A 14,694-nucleotide genomic window follows, 5' to 3' on the forward strand; every position below is an offset into this window, starting at 1 on the left:
GCATCGATGGTGGCAGCCATGTAAGTGGTGCGGCCCGCACCACCTCAGCAGGGTCCGGCATCGATGGTGGCAGCCATGTAAGTGGTGCGGCCCGCACCACCTTCGCAGAATCCGGCATCGGTGGTGGCCGACACGCAAGTGGTGCGGCCCGCACCACCTTGCCAGGATACGATATCGGTGGTGGGAGTCATGTAAGTGTTGCGGCCCGCAACACCCCTACAGGATCCGGCATCAGTGGAGGTCTTCAGCTCACTGGCGAGTTACAGCTCTTCCTATATATAGAAGCCTCAACAAATCCCCTTCCATCGGGCTACGCATTTAATGCTGCGTCTCCTATAGCCAAATTGCAGCATGGGTACGTCAATCCTCTTCCCAAGGAAACACTGCACCATGGCTGATAACTTCCGGCTCAACATCGGTTCACTGCGCAGCGATGTGAAGCTCACCCTTCACACTCACCATGCCGCTCGTATATGGATGGGGCGCCCTAAAAATGACCTCAAAGCCGGCATCATCGGTCTGTCAGGGTTCTGCACTGTCGTCAATCGGATGTCTCGTGGCGCCCAACAGGATGATCCCTACTCTGACTGGTGGATGATCCTCCTCGAAGAAAAGATCAACGATTCCAAGGAAGCGTTAAAGACCATCGAAGATCGACTGGACACAGCCATGGCCTCCCTTCCTCCGGCCATCAGCATTAGCGAAAACCTGTCGATCCAGCCTGTCAGCCTCCCGCTGTATATCTCCAACCCTCTGGGATTTCAGGCGGTGTACCTGCTGACGAACTATGACGAAATTGTCAGACGCATTCTGCTGGCCCAGCACGTTGGTCTTGTCGGGCGGCACGATATGGAAACCTGGATCGATGAAGGCGCAGCGGTACTGCGGAGACTGTTTGGTCTGGCCCAGATATATAAGTACTCAGGCGCTGCCCGCGACGACTTCGCTGCAAACAATGCCAAGGCTGAAGCAGCCCGCAAAATGTACGAGCGGTACGGTGAGCTGCCACAGGACATCCTGGAAGGCACCCGCCGTTCGAATTTCGCGCCACCGATCATCCGCGGTCAGCAGCAAACCGAGACGGATGATCATCTCGATGACTCCGCTGAGGGTTAAGAGCATGGGCCAGATTCCCTCAAATGATGGGTCGCTGCAACAGACCGCTTTCCGGCCACTGCAACAGGAAGCCTTTCAGCGACTGCAACAGGCTGCCTCACTAAAGGGCCTTTTAAAGCCTTTTAAAGGTAAGGGGGAGCTGACCCAATTTGCCGATCTTTGCCGAGCTCAAGAATCGGACTTAAAAGCTCTTGCCCAGGAAGTGCTGAGCCAGGCCCGCCGGTATCCATTCACCCTTGTTCCAGTGCGGTTGACTGAGCAAAACACCCAAGCCGGTACCCAGTTTTTGAGGTGGCAGCTGGTGACAGATCGGAGGATGGGCGTAGGGGTTTGGGCAGAAATGATGGGCTCGCCAAGAACACCGGAATCCATGCTGCAGGATCTTTACGTGATGGAGCTGCAGCGCATCACCTTGAACATGCAAATGAGTTTGCTGCACTCGATCACCAAACAGGCCGCCGAGTGCGCAGAAAAAATGGGCCAGGCAGAGGCCGTGTATACCGCTCGCCTGCAGCAGCTCAACAACCCAACGCAATACCAATAACCTCGGAGAATAACCATGGGCACGCCCGTACAAGGCTGGGAAGGCAATATCGGTTCTGCACCGGAATTCAAAGAATTCCCCAACGGCAATAAAGACCCACGTCGACTCATGCGAGCCAATGTTTACTTTGACAATTCGATTCCGGATGGCAAAGGCGGCTACGAAGATCGTGGCGGTTTTTGGGCGAATGTGGAGTGGTGGCACAAGGACGCCGAGCATTATTCGCAACTGTTTCAGAAAGGTATGCGAGTGCTGGTTTCAGGTCGCGCCGTTATGGACCGTTGGAAGAACGACGATGGCGAATTCGAAGCTTTGAAAATTCAGGCCAGCCGAGTCGGCATGCTGCCACACCGCGTGACCATGGTGAACCTGGCGCCTTCGCAAAACCAGAATTCGCAACAGTCCAACAAACCCGAATCGCGGCCGCAGCCAGCTCCAGGCCCGGATGAGTATCCAGATACCGATCCACCGCAATTCTGAAAACAGGGGCTTAATTTTTCGGCCCATCCGTGAAGCTGTCGGTGTTGGGGGAAACAGCTCATCGTTTCCCCCAACCTCATTAGGGAACCACTATCAATTAGGACGTGCCGATGGATGAAGTTTTGAGGGACCCAACAGGGTACGTTGTCATTGGCGCAGAGCACCCAGCTTTAGGCCGCGTTTACTGGGCTTACTTTGATGAAAGCGAGGTGAATGCTCCGGACTACTACGGGCTCACCTTGGACCTAAACCGAGCATCATGGGCTCCAGTTGGGTGGCGAACTGGAGAATATCTGATGGGGGGCCGTGGAGAAACCGACCTTGATACTTGGCAAGCCCGCCGATTTCTCAACACCTTGCTAGATGAATTCCGCTTAGACACTGAATACTACGTCGACTTTGACGACGACGAAATGACTGAACACTTGTACGGTAAGCTGGAACAACTACGTGTTCAAAGCGGACAATCCACTCAGGACTTCATCGCGTGGATCAGAGCTGCGAACTGGACGGACGAGCCCGCTACGAATTGACATAAAGCCCGCCAATTGGTTGGCAGAAAATCGCGCCATTCGTTAACTTTTAGGTTGAGTCATACTTCCATTCGGCTATCTCAAGCATAGAAGTTTAAAACTTCCGTTTTTGAGGCAAAAAATGCCCTATTCGTGATGTTACAGTCTGATAGATCTGTTCTTCGGGGACCGATAGCCAATGGCGCAATCTCGAACTTCTTTGAAACCAGCAGATAGGCGGCAATTCAATAACCCTCATACTGCCGTTCAAACAGCCGGTGCTGACGCCGCCCGAAAAGGGCTACGGGTGTATGACTGCCCTTACCACCATCCTGCGATGCGCGCATCGTGGCTAAAGGGCTTTGCCCAGGAACAGCAGCTGACGCTGAACCTCTAGCCGCTAAAAGCCTCCCGTTGTGCATTGACCATTTCCCATTGAAGCCCTACCTGCCATGACGTGACAGTCCCTCTCTGCATAATTGAGAAGGGGCACACCGTGAAGCTATTGATCATCGAGGCACCTGGGAAGCTGAAAAAGCTTCAGCCAATGATGAAGAAGCTGCGCCCAGGCGAAGACTGGTTGGTTGTCGCCAGTGGTGGGCACATACGTGACTTGCCGGCCAGAGGGCAGGATGACAGCATGATCACCACAGGCGTCCGCAAAAATTACACACCGGTGTACGAGATCCTGGATAAGAGCGCCAAGGCCGTGCGGACCATCAAGGCCGCAGCTAAACAGGCCGATGAAATCTACCTCGCAACCGACCCGGATCGCGAAGGTGAAAGCATCAGCTGGCACATCCAGCAGGTACTGGCAGTCAAAACCTACAAACGCATCACCTTCAATGAAATCACCCTGAAGCGTGTCGCAGAGGCTCTAGCCAATCCTCGCCAAATCGATTTGAACAGAGTCGCGTCACAAGAATGCCGGCGTGTACTTGATCGCTTGGTGGGTTACCTGGTGACTCAGGAGCTACGCCGACTGATGGGCAAGCCCACCTCTGCCGGCCGCGTGCAATCGCCTGCCGTATACCTGGTGGTTTTACGCGAGCGCGAGATCCGCAACTTTCAGGTAGTCAACCACTTCGGTGTGCGTCTGAACTTTGTGGATATGAATCAGGCCACCACCTGGTTTGCAGATTGGCAACCGGTACCGGATTTCGCGAGCAAAGACTTCCCTTACGTTCAAGATGCCAACCTGGCCCAACTCGTCGCCGGCACACGTAATGTCGTCGTCGAGTCCTGTGAAGACCGCAAGGCCGAGCGCCACCCACCCGCGCCCTTCATCTCTTCCACCCTACAGCAAGCGGCCAGCAACGCCTTGAAATGGGACCCGGACAAAACCATGCAAGTCGCCCAGCGACTGTATGAACAAGGCGTGATCACCTACCACAGGACGGATAATCCCAACGTGCCAGACGAGGCCATGGAGGATATTAGAACCGTAGCTAGATCTATCGGGTTGAAGACCGTCGACGAGCGACGTACATTCAAGGCCGCAGAAGGCGCGCAGGAAGGCCATCCCGCTATTACCCCGACGCATTGGGCTGATACAAAAGCTGGTGAGAACGACGAGGAGCTCGCCCTGTACAAGTTGATTTGGGTCCGGGCGCTGGCCAGCCAGATCGAAGCGGCAGTATTCGACGTGCGTGCTGTGAAACTGCTCGCGGTTGGCCCAAATGGTAAGGCTCTGCGATTCAATGCAACTGGTGAAACCCTTTTTCATCCTGGGTGGCGGAAACTGCTCAAGGGCGATGACACAGACGATGAGGAAGATGCAGCAGCGAGCAACCCAGTTCCTGCACTCTCACCAAAACAGATCCTCTCTGTGCACAACGGAGAACTGCTGAAGAAGAAAACCCAGCCGCCATCCCGCTACACCAAGGCCAGTCTAATCAAGGAAATGGAGCGCCGCGGTATTGGCCGTCCCAGTACGTTCGCCTCGATCTTGAAGAACATCACCAGCAAAGGAATGATCGAGGAAAAAAGCCGCAAGCTGGTACCGGCGCCGCTGGGGGAGGAAACAATCGCGAAGCTGGAAGGGTTCTTCAGTTTCGTGGAGCTCGATTTTACGAGGGAGCTGGAGCGCGATTTGGACAAAATCGCCCAGGGCCAAGACACCTACGGAGCTGTCGTTGCACGTCTGCATAGGCGCTTGGAAGAGGAACTGTCTCAGCAACGTGGAATGCCGAGTGTGCCGATGGCGTCCGCTCCACGCCCAGCCACAGCAGGTGGCGCTTTCAACTGTCCCAAGTGCAATCAGCCCCTCGCAAGGCGACAGAAAAAAGGAGACGGTGGCTATGACTTTTGGGGTTGTACAGGCTTTAAATCGAATGGATGCAAGGTGAGTTTCCCAAACTTGAATGGCAAACCCGATCTCAGTAAACCCAGAGGGCTGTGACTTCTGCCATTGCCGATATAAATCACCGACAACGCCGTTACTCATTAACCCTGGAAGCCCACCATTCCTATACCTGACAGTCCTCTGCGAAATTGCAGAGGAGGTCATGGGTGAGCGTACAGAAGAGACAATCGGTGGTGGGGCTGCGCATCTTAGCGCCGAAGCTGGAGAAGTTCTCAGACCGGCAAATTGAAGTCGCCCAGACCTGGGCTTTACAATTTAACCTACCGACCTCCCAGCTGACCTCCTTCATCGAGACCTATCTGAGTTCCACTGTCCATACTCGTTGCTGGTGCGTAGCCCTGCCCTCTACAGATGATCAAACACGGCCGGTCCTGGCCAGAATCGGCGATCACCTCCAATACTTCGATGGTCATCAGGTTAAGGCCTGCAAAATCTTCAGCAAGGACCGCGTGCATAAGAGAAAACCCACCGCAATTGTGGCCCAGCAGCTACTGCTCAGGTTTGAAAAACGCTGGTATGCAGACGTCCTACTGACCTCCTTCTGCAAATCGGCTGGAGAGAGGGCGAAAGCCCTATCGATTGATGATCTCGGAAGCTTTAATCGCCGCGGCTTCGATTGGACAGCGAGCAACAATCGGTACTTCAATCCCCGCACCCGATTTTACCTAAAGCAGATTGGCAGCACGCTGAAGCAGTTTTGCCAGTGTCTGGACCAAGAGCTTTTATTCGCCATTCGTTCAGCGCAATGTCCCTCACCCAAGCTCTATAACTGGCTGGCTCAAGGTGACCGAAAACGCCGCCTCCAGGCCCTAAAAGCCCAGCCTGTACTGATTCCACTTCTGGTACTAGTAGATCAATGGCCGTGGCCGTGGGATGGGCAGCAGCAGGTATACATGAACTGCCCATGGGATGAACTTCAGGGGTGGCGCCCATACTGGAGCGAGGACCGTTATTTGATTTCCGCTGAAGAGTGCCTGATAGGTCGCATAGCCGACGCGGGCCTCCCCCTTTCCGACACACTGGCTTGGCTGCTACAGGCGCCGCGCACTGCAGTGCGCTACCTGGGTCAACAGCGGGTATTCGATACCGGCAGTGCATTGACCCGTCTCAGCCGTGAGGGGCCACAAGGACCCTGGCATCGACTGCTGCTGGGAGCCTCACTGGGCAATCGCCGTCCTCTTAAAAAAGCGCACTGGATCACTCTCTTCGCCCTGCTGGATAAAATCCCGTATCAACTGCTGGATCAAACGCAGGACTGGAACAGGCTGCTGTCAGGGTGTCCAACTGATTGGTCGGACGACAATTGGTCCAAAATCGCCGACGACTTTCGAGACCTGAACGAGCTCTTTAACAACGTTGATGAGAGCGACGGACCAACTGCTGGTGAAGCACTGCAGAAACTCAAAAGCTTCATTGCTACTGCTTCCTATCACCAGATCGCCAGCTTGGTGAATGGCTTTCACCGCGCGTTGATAGACATACGTGAGGCTTTAGATGCAGTAGATCCACAAACAAAAACAGATTCTTTAACGCCCTGGAAGCCGCTGCTTTATTCAACTGGCACAACCATCGTGAGTCCAAATGGGCTGCAAATTATCGAACTGAAGTGCCCCGCCGATCTTGATGCGGAACATCGAGCGCTGGGCCATTGCATTGATGGTTACGACTACAGCGCTTATCGGGGCATCTGCCGTCTTATTTCGGTTCGCGAAAACGGGAAATCGTTGGCCTCTGCAGAAATTCAAATGGATCAAAGTGCCTGGGGCGAAACGTCACCAAAATTGACTCCCAAACACCTGGTGACAATACAACTGAGAGGGCACCGCAATCGCACACCGAAGTCGGGCTCCAGGGTTGACCGGGCCTATCAATGGTTTTGGGCAAAGATCAAATTGGGTGAACTCGCCATTAACCTGGAATGGCCCGACCAAACACTATCCATGTCGCGCTATACAAATCGAAACCGGAAAAAACTGCATGCCCAGGCCTGTGCGGAATGGATCAACCAACGCCTGAGCAGGACATGAGTCGTCCACGTCTGATGAACCGCCGGCAGGACTTGGTCGAAAAAGTCATTTTTGACGGCTATGACTTCGGGGTCTTAATGCAATACGTTGAGGGTGCGAACCGGCTGTTTCTCGAACGTAATGGTTTCTATATTCGGCGTGCCGAGCATCCTCAACATCGCTATTGGCGATTACCGAAAGGCAAGCTGCTGGATGACCTGGATGTGCTCTTCCACCGTTTGATGGAGTTGTCCGAGGACCGTTTCAATGAAAGTTGGGAGACGTTTTCACATAAAATCACAGCCGCACAAAACGACCCAGATCGGCAGGCATTCACGTGGGGGCTGACCTTTCGGATAGCTCCACTCGCTCAGGGCGGGATCCTACTGTCAGGTGACTACCATCCTGGCGCGGTCGCCGTATCAAGGCGCATGCACGGCGTGTTTCTAGGGCATTCCAAGTCCTGGCGCATCGACGCTGGTGCGGAAGTGGTGCGAAGCAACTTGATCCTGGAGCTTGGACTGTCGGAAGATCAGTTCGAGATCCTCGACACCGTGCAAGAGCTGCTGACCGACGGATCCGTTGTTCCAGCTGATGAAATCACCCGCATCAGTCTTGGTGGACCGCCCCAAGAGCGCGTAGCAAAAGCGGCTGACGACAGCACCTCAACCGATGTGTATCTAGCCGCGGTGCCCTCAATCGAGCGCACCGGGTTCACCACCGAACAGATTAACCAGGCATTGGCTGGTTATTCTTTACTGGACCATCAACCGGCAGGCATCCGGCACTTGCTACAGCGCACAAGCGCCTTGCTTGCGGATGACATGGGGCTGGGCAAAACTCGCCAGGCAATCATTGCCGCTGCAATCCGAGCAGCTGATAGGCCCATCTTGGTAATCACCCTGTCGACGTTGATCATCAACTGGCAACGCGAAATCCAGATGGTGTATCCCGAGGCCACAATCGGCCAACAAGCCTTTGATCCCTCTTCGCAATGGATTATCACCAACTACGAACGCCTGGGCGACTTTGTTCTGCATGCAGGACACTTTGACGTGATGATCATCGACGAGGCACACCGCCTGAAAGAGCCGACCGCCGCGTGGACACGTCACGGCTTCGACATTGCCGCCAAGATACCCAACCGCTACCTGCTGACGGGTACGCCAGTCCTCAATCGAGAATCTGAGCTGCACACGCTGCTTCGGCTATCCGGCCACCCCGTTGGGAAACTGCCCTTGAAAGAATTCTGCGAACAGTTCGCCGGCAGTCAGGATTTTCGCATCAATCTGCGGGACGCAATCGGCGATTGGATGCTTCGTCGGCGCAAGGATGTTTTACCCGGGCTCAAAGGCAAACAGCGCCAAACGTTACCCGTCGAGCTCACTGCTGAAGAGCGCAAGCAGTACGATCAGATTCGCCTTGAAGATCGACCTAGCCTCGCCAGGTTGGGATCACTGCGTCAGTTACTCGAGCAGGTGAAGGTTCGGGTTGTCATGGATCTGTTGTGCGAACTGGACGCGGAGGACAAAGTTATCTTGTTCTGTGAGTTCAAGGATACAGTAGGAACACTTCGCACTCGGTGCAAGCAAGCTGAGTACGGATGCGTCACGGTTGTCGGCAGTGACTCTGTAGGCAAACGGCAGAAAGCGATCGATCAATTCCAGAGTGATCCAGAAACCCGCGTCTTTGCCGCCACTACCTCCGCTGCCGGCACCGGCAACAACCTCACTGCGGCCAACTATGTCATGTTCCTGGGCCTGCCCTGGACGCCAGGACTGCAGGACCAGGCAGAGGATAGGGCCTATCGGAATGGGCAATTGCGCATGGTCGTGGTGAAAATCCCACTTGTTGAGAACACCATCGACCAGATGCTCTGGCAAATGCTGCGGGATAAGCGTCAGTTGGCAAGTGACCTCATTGAACCTGATGCTATCGCCAGCGCAAGATCTGAGTTGTCAGCGAGCTTGTGAAACGACGTGATTGTACGACCTCTGACGCTTGCCTCAGCCAATTCGAAAAGGTAACGGCTGTTCCAGACTCACACCAAAAAAGCTTTTGTTAATGCTTTCTTAACCATAACGTCTTCACAATTTACAGGGTTAGAATGATTCGGCGCCTCCTTTTTTATCGGTGAGTTAATGCAAAGAAAAATTTTCCCCATAAAGTTATATATATTGTTAGCTATCGCTCTTCAAGGAGCAGAACTTTCTTGCCTAAGTCGTTATGCAACAGATCTCCCTATAAGGGAAAAATTTAAGATCATTGGGTTTGGTAATGCGAGTTTGATTGAACACCTCCTCGCAGGATTCGCAGCTCCTGCAATAGCTGTTGCGCTGGTGCTCCTCCTAATGCCCGTAACCAAAACTCGCTTCATAAAGACACGCTTTCGGGTTTTGGCACTAGTTAAATTCCGCAGATGGTTGATGTCTAGAATGCGCCCCACCTACATTACGCATTTCACAGCAATCATTGCGTGTGCATACGTTATGGTCTCACTCCAATGGGAAGCCAGCCAAATGGAAATACGCGGCTTTTTCCAATTCGATCAGTTCGGAATGGACCTCGCGGGGGCTTTCGCATTTTGCGTAAGCATGTGGGCACTTCTTGAAAAAAACCGTCAACTCGCTAAGGCCCAACGTTCGTTTTCTTTGGCCTGAGAGATAACTGATCCAGCGGAAGTAACGATTACTTAAATACCTCAAGACGCAGTTTTCTATTTCCTACTGCGCAGCTGGTACCAGCCTGTCACCGTTCCCCCTATCATTACAGGGGGCCTCTCGGCACATGATCAGGCACGTCACAACGCTCTCGCTTCTTGCGTTAATCGCCAGTTGCACGACCCAAACGGCGCAGACACCCAAGCCCGCTTTCGACAGCAGTCGCAATCCGGACATGTTGACGCCAGACCTCTATCCCGGCGGCGCCGTTCCTGAAAAAGAACCGGTAGTGCGCTATGGGCGCTACACCCTCGTCAGCACGCTGCCAGATTCTGGCCAACGTGACCTGATGGCTCAGATTATCGACATCAGCATTCCAGCCAACATGCACCCAAATGTGCGTGAGGCGATGCAGTACGTGGTGGACCGTTCCGGCTATACGCTTTGCTCGGCAGACACTGGCCACGTCAACATCCTCTACACCCGACCACTGCCAGCAGCCCAATATAAACTTGGCCCTATGACTCTGCGTAACACCCTGCAAGTGCTCGCAGGTCCGGCCTGGCAAGTGAAGGTCGACGAGGTCAACCGTCAGGTGTGCTACGTCCTGCGCCCCGGCTACCAGCTCCCGGACTCTCCACGTCCTTCATCAACTCAGATTGCTCAGCTCAACACATCTACAGCTGCACAGCCTGTCGCAGCAAAGAGCAATAACAACGATGCGGGCAGCCAAGTAGTAGTCGCCGCCGTTCCGCAAACAGCGCCTTTCACAACAACTGCATCTGTCGCCACACCTGCGGCGAATGCTGCACCAGCCAAAACCGTGGCCCCTCCTACGGTAAATACCAAGGACGGCTCTACCAAACAAACGTCTACCTTGCCGACTCCGAGTCCGGACTCGACCACGTCCAGCAATGCCAATGCGAAGGTCGCTTCAACTCCGAAACTGATCACCGCGGCGTCTGCAGCTTCTGCAGCGCCAAAGCCGGTTGCGACGGACATAGCAGCGCCGAAGCCGCTGGCCCTGATATGGACGGCTTCAACTGGCTCAACTCTTCGTCAAACCGTCGAAGGCTGGGCTGAAAAAGCGGGCTGGAAACTGATGTGGCAGGTCGATGATTTGGATTACTCAATTGACGCTCCGCTTCGATTTGAGGGCAGTTTCCAAGAAGCCATCGGGTCGATTTTCCCGCTGTACGACACCGCTCCACGGTCCTTTCTGGTCGATGTGGTCGACAGTAGCTCATCACAGCGGCTGATTTTTATTACAGAGAGGAACAAATGATGAACGCTCGTCTCTGGATCAAAGGCACAGCCTTGTCACTCATGGTCTCGCTGGTGAGTTCCTGTTCGCTGCAGCGCGTGAATGAATCAGCCGGCCGAGCTGAAAATGACGCTGCGACAGCCTCCCAATACAGCCGATTTCTGAGAAATCAGCAACAAGAGTCCGCGCGCGCTACGGTGGTGTTCAGCGACAAACCATGGGTATCCAAAAAACCGCTGGTCGCCAAGCGTGGTTTACCGCTGAGCATGGATTGCGATATCACCTATCGCCCTTCGTATAACGTTGGGATCGCGGAGATTGCGCAGTACATCACTAGCGAATGTGGTGTTCCGGTCATCGTAGCCCCTGATGCAATCGACCCAAGTGTCCTTTCCAGTTCGACCCAGGGCAACTCAGGACCTGCAGTTCCACCTGGTTTGGGCTCTGCCGACAACCTGGCCAACTTCATGCCCGCCGGCGTCATCGGCAATGTTCCGAGCAGCGCCCGCTCAATGAATTCGGTTGGGCTGACTGCGCCCAACACATTCCCCATTAAGTACAGCGGCAAGCTGTCAGGGTTGTTGAATCAAGCGACCTCCCAGTTGGGTTTAGCGTGGAATTATTCCTCCGATGATCGCAGCGTGCATGTCACTTACTTCGACACCAAGACGTTCGACGTCTGGGCATTTGGAGATGACCAGGTCATTGAAAGCACTGTGAAGTCGGGCTTGCTGACCGCCACAGGCAGCGGGAGCAGTTCCGGTGGTGGCGGTGGTGGCGGATCTTCGTCGACAGGTGCATCGGGTGAATCAGGCAGCAACCAGAGCACCACCGTCACCATCAAGACGTCCCTGATCGGAGACATTGAAAAAAACGTCAAGGCGATGCTGAGCCAGCAGCCCCAAGGCCGAATGTTCCTCTCCCGATCCACTGGCACCCTGACGGTAAGTGATCGACCAGAAGTACTTTCTAGCGTTGCCAAATACCTGAATTCGATCAACAGCAGTATCACTCGTCAGGTTTTGTTCAATGTCAAAGTCTTCGAGGTAACTCTCACTGACACAGACCAGACTGGCCTGGACTGGACAGCTGTCTATACGTCCCTGAGCAACAAATGGGGCTTCTCCCTGAAAAATGCCACCACCGGCATAAGCACGGGTGCGGTTTCGGGCTCCCTGAGTATTTTGGACACGTCGAAGTCTCCCTGGGCTGGCTCCAACTTAATCATAAAAGCACTCTCAGAACAGGGCCGTATCTCAAACGTTCGCTCGCCGTCGGTCACCACGCTGAATCTGCAGCCGGCACCAATCCAGATCGGCAACGTAAAGAGCTATGTCGCATCAAGCTCGACAACCACCACGGCTTCCGTTGGATCGTCTACTTCGCTCACCCCCGCTACCATCACCAGCGGCTTCAACATGATGTTGCTTCCTCGAATCATCGACCAGGACAACATGCTGCTGATGATCACCCTGAGCATGAGCAGCAAACCGACGTTTACCACTTTTACGAGCAACGGCTCCAGTGTCCAGACAGCGGACTACGACACCAAGAACCTGTCGCCCAAGGTCAAATTGCGCAGCGGTCAAACCCTCGTACTGACTGGCTTTGAGGAGAACAGCGAAAACGCAACCAAGTCGGGCGTGGGGGATCCAGGGTTCTTCGGTTTGGGCGGCAGCCGTGTCCGCACCACAGGGCACAGCGTGCTCGTAGTGCTGATTACTCCTGTTGTTGATAGCGACACAGGCAGCCCCAGCGCGGTGATTTCACCTGCTGCCAACGAGCCTTGGGGCTCTTGCCCTACCCCACTGCTGCATTGCACAGGTTCCAAGGGGTAAGCCATGGTTGCGGAAACCTCAAAAAATGCACGCTCTGCTCGGGTCCAGGTACTCCAGTATCGAGGAAAATCATTTGTCACCGGTCTGCGCTGGCATCCGCTGGGCAGTGTCACCGGTCACATGAAGGAAGCGCGCCAGTACGGTCGTGAGCACCACCTCGACATTGTCGCCATTCGAAGAACACCAGCCATTATTCAGGCAGGTTTTGTAGCGCGAAGCGAGGAGGTCACCAAAGGGATGTACTCGCTCGCGGCCACCCTGGCTGGACAGCTGGGGGACTCATGGATCGCGGCCTGGAAAACTGAAAGCGACATTGACCAGTACGCCCTCGTCGCGGTGTATCAAGGTGGGGTGATCTCTGGCTGCGACATGATCGGCACAGGTGCCGAGGTGCGCCGACGAGTCGTACAACAGCGTAGTCGTGGCATCAACTTCGACCATGAGTACCTACCCCCAGAGTTCGAAATGGGTGGTCAACCACTGGACGTGGAAGAGCTACTAAAGCCCTCGCACCTGAAACGCGAGTATCGGCTTCGGCCACTCGTCTTTGGGCTATCCAAAGCAGAACTGGTGCAACTGGCGGTTCTTGGCGTGCTGATCGCTGCCGGCATCATCGGATGGGCTCAATGGCAGAACCATCAGGACCAGATAGCCAAAGAGGCGGCTTTCCAGGCTGAACAGCAACGCCTGGCAGAGTTGGCCAGACTGCAAAAAGAATCCGGTATGGAACAGACGCCCCAAGCGCTTGAACACCCTTGGGCCAAACGTCCATCTGTTGCAGATTTCCTGGAGGGTTGCAGCAACGTCATTTATCAGTTGCCTCTGTCCATTCAGGGATGGCAGTTCACGAGTGCCGTCTGCGACGGCGCACAGGTTTTGTCCTCCTATAAGCGCTCGGGCAATAGCACGGCCGACAAACTGATACAGGCGACGCAGGGCCACTTTTCTGATCGGCCGGCCTTCTTTGACGAGGGCAACTCGGCCACGTTGAAATTCGACATCTCTCTACCCGCAGCCGGTGATGAGCCTCTAAAAGACGCCATCGTGATGTTGGCGAACCTGTCGTCTTGGCTGCACAGCTTCACTCAAACCCCAGTGCTGAAAGAAGTGCCGGTCGTTGTGCCCATTCAACCAGCGATACCGGGCCAACCTGCGCCACCGCCGCCCCCACCGCCTCAATGGAAGCAATTCGAGCTGAGCTATGCCACTGGCATTACGCCGCTGGACTCATTATCCGGCGCACCCAGTCAGGGCTTACGGCTGCGCGAAATCACAACCAAATATGAGACCGGCCACCTTGTCTGGTCAGTAATAGGTGACCTATATGCGAAATAAAGCGCTGTGCTTTTTGTGCTCCATCCTTGCGTTAGGGGCACCATCGAGCTGGGCAGATGAGAACACCCTATCTGGGGTGAACGTCGGCGAGCTGGCCCAGATTCAAAGCCAGACGATCTTGTTGAATGCCAAAGCCGAGAAGGCCAAGGCCGAAAGATCGATCAAGGGCGAAGACCAAAGTGCGACGACGCAGCCGTCAACTGTGTTTTTTTCTCAAGGAAACCTCACACAGCCGGCTGCAGCCTCGGCGCACAGCAGTGATACACAGTCTGACTTGCCTGTCGTGAAAGCGGTATTCGGCTCAGCAAAACGGCTGCGTGCGACTCTGCTCTACAGCAGCGGATTTGAAGTAGACGCAGATGCCTCATCTCGGGAGTTACCCGGTGGCTATCGCATGGCCATCCTCTCCGTCGAAAACGTGACCCTCGAGCGTGGCGGTAAGCGCTACCCCCTCGGCTTTTCCAGTACGCCCCCGGCCAGCTTGAGCAACGTTAACAATTCAGCCCCCAGCATTACCCCATCAGCACCTATGCCGCCTGGGCTGATCCCTGGCCAACGTTGATTGAGAAGTTCG

13 protein-coding genes and 1 pseudogene are annotated in these 14,694 nt (G+C 54.7%); all 14 read left to right on the plus strand.

What is annotated here, in order from left to right:
- Positions 1–398, plus strand: a pseudogene (locus JFT66_RS29930) (hypothetical protein); the annotation flags it as partial.
- Entirely contained in the window at positions 391–1,116 is a 726-nt protein-coding gene (locus JFT66_RS25230; protein ID WP_153838934.1) for a PFL_4669 family integrating conjugative element protein, read from the plus strand. The pseudogene JFT66_RS29930 and the gene JFT66_RS25230, both read left to right, overlap by 8 nt.
- A gap of 4 nt (positions 1,117–1,120) precedes the next feature.
- Positions 1,121–1,660, plus strand: coding sequence for a DUF3158 family protein (locus tag JFT66_RS25235; RefSeq protein WP_153838935.1), 540 nt, complete (start codon positions 1,121–1,123; stop codon positions 1,658–1,660).
- 15 nt (positions 1,661–1,675) lie between these two features.
- Positions 1,676–2,140 carry a single-stranded DNA-binding protein gene (locus tag JFT66_RS25240; protein WP_153838936.1) on the plus strand — a complete coding sequence of 155 codons (465 nt, stop codon included), beginning with the start codon at positions 1,676–1,678 and terminating at the stop codon, positions 2,138–2,140.
- 110 nt (positions 2,141–2,250) lie between these two features.
- Positions 2,251–2,673, plus strand: coding sequence for a hypothetical protein (locus JFT66_RS25245; RefSeq protein WP_153838937.1), 423 nt, complete (start codon positions 2,251–2,253; stop codon positions 2,671–2,673).
- A 178-nt stretch (positions 2,674–2,851) separates the two neighbouring features.
- Positions 2,852–3,049 (plus strand): CrpP family ICE-associated protein, encoded by a 198-nt coding sequence (locus JFT66_RS25250; RefSeq protein ID WP_153838938.1) that lies wholly within the window; start codon positions 2,852–2,854, stop codon positions 3,047–3,049.
- 99 nt (positions 3,050–3,148) lie between these two features.
- Entirely contained in the window at positions 3,149–5,053 is a 1,905-nt protein-coding gene (gene topA / locus JFT66_RS25255) for a type I DNA topoisomerase (RefSeq protein WP_162524917.1), read from the plus strand.
- 110 nt (positions 5,054–5,163) lie between these two features.
- The gene (locus JFT66_RS25260) at positions 5,164–7,044 is read left to right on the plus strand and encodes a hypothetical protein (RefSeq protein WP_162524918.1); all 1,881 of its coding nucleotides are present in this window, start codon (positions 5,164–5,166) and stop codon (positions 7,042–7,044) included.
- On the plus strand, positions 7,041–8,996 hold the full coding sequence (locus JFT66_RS25265; RefSeq protein ID WP_197882857.1) for a DEAD/DEAH box helicase: 1,956 nt from the start codon (positions 7,041–7,043) through the stop codon (positions 8,994–8,996). Before JFT66_RS25260 ends, JFT66_RS25265 begins: the two co-directional genes overlap by 4 nt.
- Positions 8,997–9,164: 168 nt before the next feature.
- Positions 9,165–9,683 carry a hypothetical protein gene (locus tag JFT66_RS25270; protein ID WP_197882846.1) on the plus strand — a complete coding sequence of 173 codons (519 nt, stop codon included), beginning with the start codon at positions 9,165–9,167 and terminating at the stop codon, positions 9,681–9,683.
- 127 nt (positions 9,684–9,810) lie between these two features.
- Positions 9,811–10,968, plus strand: a complete 1,158-nt coding sequence (gene pilL2, locus JFT66_RS25275; protein WP_057710768.1) for a PFGI-1 class ICE element type IV pilus protein PilL2 — start codon at positions 9,811–9,813, stop codon at positions 10,966–10,968.
- Complete coding sequence (gene pilN / locus JFT66_RS25280; RefSeq protein ID WP_057710767.1) at positions 10,968–12,785, plus strand: PilN family type IVB pilus formation outer membrane protein; 1,818 nt, start codon at positions 10,968–10,970, stop codon at positions 12,783–12,785. The genes pilL2 and pilN overlap by 1 nt, the downstream gene beginning before the upstream one ends.
- A 3-nt stretch (positions 12,786–12,788) precedes the next feature.
- Complete coding sequence (gene pilO2 / locus JFT66_RS25285; protein ID WP_198860378.1) at positions 12,789–14,120, plus strand: type 4b pilus protein PilO2; 1,332 nt, start codon at positions 12,789–12,791, stop codon at positions 14,118–14,120.
- Positions 14,110–14,682 carry a type IV pilus biogenesis protein PilP gene (pilP, locus tag JFT66_RS25290; RefSeq protein ID WP_008437355.1) on the plus strand — a complete coding sequence of 191 codons (573 nt, stop codon included), beginning with the start codon at positions 14,110–14,112 and terminating at the stop codon, positions 14,680–14,682. Before pilO2 ends, pilP begins: the two co-directional genes overlap by 11 nt.
- The last annotated feature ends 12 nt before the right edge of the window (positions 14,683–14,694 follow it).

Source organism: Pseudomonas sp. MF6755 (genome assembly GCF_016405635.1).
In the GTDB taxonomy this organism is placed as follows: Bacteria; Pseudomonadota; Gammaproteobacteria; order Pseudomonadales; family Pseudomonadaceae; genus Aquipseudomonas; species Aquipseudomonas haemolytica.